The sequence below is a fragment of the Polaribacter sp. genome, assembly GCF_965656025.1.
Taxonomy (GTDB): Bacteria; Bacteroidota; Bacteroidia; order Flavobacteriales; family Flavobacteriaceae; genus Polaribacter.
Window position 1 is genome coordinate 22,677 of the sequence record NZ_CBFHJT010000041.1, and the last position, 4,939, is coordinate 27,615.

Annotated in this window: 4 protein-coding genes; all 4 read left to right on the forward strand. The window is 32.4% G+C overall.

The features are described from left to right. A partial coding sequence (locus ACTG3S_RS09095; RefSeq protein WP_439129045.1) for a vanadium-dependent haloperoxidase occupies window positions 1-977 on the forward strand: 977 nt, incomplete at its 5' end. Between the two features lie 215 nt (window positions 978-1,192). Further along, entirely contained in the window at window positions 1,193-2,743 is a 1,551-nt protein-coding gene (locus ACTG3S_RS09100; RefSeq protein WP_439129046.1) for an alpha-N-arabinofuranosidase, read from the forward strand. A 10-nt stretch (window positions 2,744-2,753) separates the two neighbouring features. Next, a complete protein-coding gene (locus tag ACTG3S_RS09105; RefSeq protein ID WP_439129047.1) occupies window positions 2,754-4,286 on the forward strand; it encodes an arabinan endo-1,5-alpha-L-arabinosidase in 1,533 nt (510 codons plus the stop codon). A 12-nt stretch (window positions 4,287-4,298) separates the two neighbouring features. Then, window positions 4,299-4,939, forward strand: a 641-nt coding sequence (locus tag ACTG3S_RS09110; protein ID WP_439129048.1) for a family 43 glycosylhydrolase, incomplete at its 3' end; no start/stop codon positions are given.

Genomic DNA, 4,939 nt, shown 5'->3' on the forward strand with positions numbered 1-4,939 from the left:
TCTTTTCAGAAGAACGACTGCTGAAATATCAAGAAGATTTTTATAAAGAATTAAAAAATAAAGGAATTCCAAAAGATGTAATGAAAGCATCTTTAGATTATGGGGATATTGTATCCAAACACATTTTAGCTTGGGCGGATAAAGATCTTTACAAACAAACGAGAACTTATCCACAATACATTATTAAAGAAGAAGACAAGTATTGGAAGCCTACTCCGCCAAATTACATGCAAGGTATTGAGCCTCATTGGAATAAAATTAGAACTTTAGTTATAAAATCAGCAAATCAATTTTCTCCCAAACCCCCAATTGAATTCAATCTCACCAAAGGAAGTCCTTTTATGCAACAATTAATGGAAGTCTATGAAGTGGGAGGAAAAAACAATAGTAAAGATGAGGATATTGCTAAATTCTGGGATTGTAATCCTTATGTAGCACATCATCAAGGGCATACAATGTTCGCAAATAAAAAAATTACTCCTGGAGGGCATTGGATAGGTATTACATCCATAGCTTCAGAAAAATCGAAAATTAGTTTTGATGAAACTATAAATGCATTTACAAATGTTTCTATTTCACTTTTTGATGGTTTTATTAGCTGCTGGGATGAAAAATGGAATACACTGGTAGTGAGACCAGAAACGATTATAAATAAGCACATTGATGAGCATTGGGAACCTTTATTACAAACACCACCATTTCCTGAATATACTAGTGGTCACTCAGTTATTTCTGCCTCAGCCGCTATAGTTTTAACAGATTTGTTTGGAGATAACTTTAGCTTTAATGATACAACTGAAGTAGAATATGGTTTGCCATCTCGTAAATTTAAATCTTTTATCCAAGCCTCAGAAGAAGCTGCCTTGTCCAGACTTTATGGAGGTATACATTATAATATGGCTATTAAAGAAGGGTATACTCAAGGCAAACAGATAGGTACTTATATTGTAGATAATTTTAAAACTTTAAAAGAGTAATTTTTAAAGTTCTGATGTCTATTTTTTTCAATGGATTGATAATTTTTTTAACACATTATTATCTAGTAAGTGTTTAATATGTTAATAAAACAAAAAAAAACATTCTTTTTTTGGCAATCTTAATTTTTTTTCATTAATTTGAAAGTGTAATATTTACACTTATATATTTTAGTTTTTATAATTCGAATAATATTTTAACAAATTTCTTCAAGTCTATGTTTAATAAAATTTCAATTTTCTCAATTTTTACTGCTATTTTTTTTATGACAGCAGTAAGTGCTCAAAATACTACTGTAGTTAAAATAAGTAAAGATGATACAGCACCAACAATTAGTAAGCATATATATGGTCATTTTGCAGAGCATTTAGGGCGATGTATATATGGAGGGTTTTATGTAGGTGAAGACAGTAAAATACCAAACACAGATGGTATAAGAGATGCTGTTATAGAAGCATTAATAGATTTAAAAGTACCAAATTTAAGATGGCCTGGTGGCTGTTTTGCAGATACTTATCATTGGAAAGATGGTGTTGGTCCAAAAAGTGAACGACCTTCAATGATAAACAAATGGTGGGGAGATGTTGTAGAAGATAACAGTTTTGGTACCCATGACTTTTTAAATTTATGTGAAGTTTTAGGCGCTGAACCTTACCTAGCAGCAAATGTTGGAAGTAGTACAGTAAAAGAGTTTACAGAATATATTCAATATGTTACTAGAGATAGTGGTGTGCCAATGGCAGATTACAGAATTAAGAATGGAAGAGAAAAGCCTTGGAATGTTAAATATTGGGGAGTAGGAAATGAAATGTGGGGTTGTGGAGGAAACATGACACCTGAGCATTATGCAAATATTTATAGACAATATGCAACATTTATGACAGATTGGACAAACAGTGATGGATTCTATAGAGTAGCTTCTGGTGCTAATGTTGCAGATTATAATTGGACTGAAGTTTTGATGAGAGAAATACCAAAAAATCTTATAGAAGGTGTTGCTTTACATTCGTACTCTTTTGTGGAATGGAATAAAAAAGGTTCAGCTACTGCTTTTAACAATGAACAGTACTTTTCAACAATGAAAACGGCCTTGAGAATGGATGAGTTGATTAGAAAGCACACAGAAATAATGGATAAATACGATCCAAATCATGAGGTTGACTTAATTGTTGATGAATGGGGAGGATGGTATCAAGTAGAAGAAGGTACAAATCCAGGATTTCTATACCAGCAAAATACAATGAGAGATGCTATGATTGCAGGAACAACGCTTAATACTTTCAATAATTGGTCAGAAAGAGTAAAAATGGCAAACCTAGCACAAACTATAAATGTATTACAAGCAGTAATTTTAACTAAGGATGAAAAAATATTGCTTACACCAACATACCATGTAATGAAAATGTATAATGTACATCAAGATGCAAAATTATTACCAGTTTCATTCGACTCTCCAAATTATGAGTTTAATGGTGAAAAACTTCCTGCCATTTCAATTTCAGCATCTGAAGATAAAAATGGTACTAAGCATTTTTCATTAGTAAATATAGATGCTAGCAAGGAAAATAAAATTGAATTAGATTTAGAAGGATTAAATATTAATAATTTAAAAGGTCAAATACTAACTTCAAATAAATTGCAAGATCATAATACATTTGATAATCCAGAACTTATTAAGCCGATTAAGTTTAAAGATTTTAAATTGAAAAGAGATAAATTAACTTTAACACTACCACCTTTCTCTGTGGTAGTTTTAGAAGGAAAATAAAATAAAAAAAATGAAACTTAAAAAATACACGAACATTTTTAAAGCTTTAAATTTAGTGTTTTTACTATTTTTTATGCTGGTAAGTTGTTCTCCAGACGATAATTTAAGTGACAATTCAGGTGATGATGATTCAATTGAAGATCCAACTGAAGACCCAGATCCAGTAGCAACATCAAAAGTTTATACTGTAGATAATATTGAAGATACATATTTCGATGTGGCAGGTGTGGCAAATGTTATTGATTGGGGGCCATATAATGTGCATGATCCTTCTATTTTAAAAGATGGAGATACTTATTATTGCTATAATACTGATGTTTCTTTTGGTTCAGATGTTCGTCCAGGAATTCAAATTAGAAAATCTAAAGACTTAATTAATTGGCAATGGGTTGGTTGGGCTTTTAATGGCCTACCAACAAAAGGAGCTAATTATATTCGTAGTAAAGGGACCAATCCCTTCAATTCACTGTGGGCTCCATACATTATGAAAGTTGATGATGAGTACAGACTGTATTATTCTTTAGCATCAGAAGTAGGAAGATTAAGCGCTATGGGGCTTGCAACATCAGATAGTCCAGAAGGTCCATGGGTAGAAAAAGATTTAGTAGTTACATCAGAACCAGGAGGTGCTATTCAAACAAACGCAATAGATCCTGCTGTTGTAGTGACTCCATCAGGAGAACATTGGTTCTATTATGGTTCAGCTTGGGATGGTATTTATCAATTAGAATTGAATCCTTCTACAGGACTACCTATGATAAATGGTTATAAAGGAACTAGAGTTGCACAAAGAGGTTTTACAGGGAATAATATAAATGGTAATATTGAGGGACCTGAGGTTATATATAATGCAGAACAGGGTAAATATTATATGTTTATATCTTATGATTGGTTGGAAACAAAATATAATGTAAGGGTAGGAAGAAGTGATAATCCAAACGGACCATTCTATGATTATAACGGCTTAGATATAAATACAGATGTTGATAATGGGCCAATGATTTTAGCACCCTATCAATTTAACGGACATTCAGGATGGCAAGGTGTTTCTCACCCTGCTGTATTTAATGATGGAAATGGACAATATTACATGGCTCATCAAGGAAGACCAGGAATAAATAGGTTTTTTATGATTTTGCATGTGCGTAAAATTCATTGGACAGAAGATGGATGGCCAGTTGTTTCACCAGAGCGTTTTGCAGCTGTTCCTCAAACTGCCATATCTGATGAAGATTTAGTTGGTAATTACGAACAAATAGTATTAGGCTATTCAGTAACCCCTGGATATGCAAATGAACAAACTTCTGCGGATTTTCAAACTTCAACCAATGTTAAATTAACGGCTGATGGTATTGTAAATGATGACGCGAATAGTAAATGGGAGTATAATGCACCTTGGTTAACGATTACATGGGCAAATGGGTTTACAGATAAGCTACATGTAGAAAGAGGTAGAGACTGGGAAAATAAAGTTGCTAATACAATTTTACTTTCTGGCTTAAACAATGAAGGTACTGCAGTTTGGGGTAAAAAAATTGATTAAAAAATAATTTTCATGAAAATAATATTTCAACTTATAGGAATTACGCTACTTTTTTTTTCATGTAAAAATGATAAATCAAAGGTTTCAGAAAAATTACAAAAATCTTTAGAATTTAATAACCCAATAATTACAGAGGTATTTACAGCAGATCCTGCAGCTATTGTTCATAATGATACTGTTTATCTTTATGCAGGTCATGATGAAGCTCCAAATGATTTCCATTTTTATAAGATGAATGAATGGTTGGTTTTTTCATCAACAAACATGGTAGACTGGAAATCATATCCAGTTCCTTTAAAACCATCAGACTTCTCTTGGGCAATAGGAGATGCTTGGGCATCACAAGTTATAGAAAAAAACGAAAAATTTTATTGGTATGTAACTGTAGAACACGATAAATCAAATTTCGGCAAAGCCATTGGTGTGGCAGTTTCAGACAGTCCAACTGGCCCTTTCAAAGATGCCTTAGGAAAAGCATTAGTAACCAATGATATGACCAAAGCAACAAAGATTCATTGGGATGATATTGACCCTTCTGTATTTATTGATGATGATGGTCAAGCCTATTTATTTTGGGGAAATACTGCCTGTTATTATGCCAAACTTAAGGACAATATGATAGTACTTGATGGAGAAATCAAAACCATAGAATT

What these genes read in the sequence shown, in the direction of transcription:
- ACTG3S_RS09105 (WP_439129047.1), top strand. Translation starts at nt 2,754, where the DNA reads ATGAAACTTAAAAAATACACGAACATTTTTAAAGCTTTAAATTTAGTG.
- ACTG3S_RS09100 (WP_439129046.1), top strand. Translation starts at nt 1,193, where the DNA reads ATGTTTAATAAAATTTCAATTTTCTCAATTTTTACTGCTATTTTTTTT.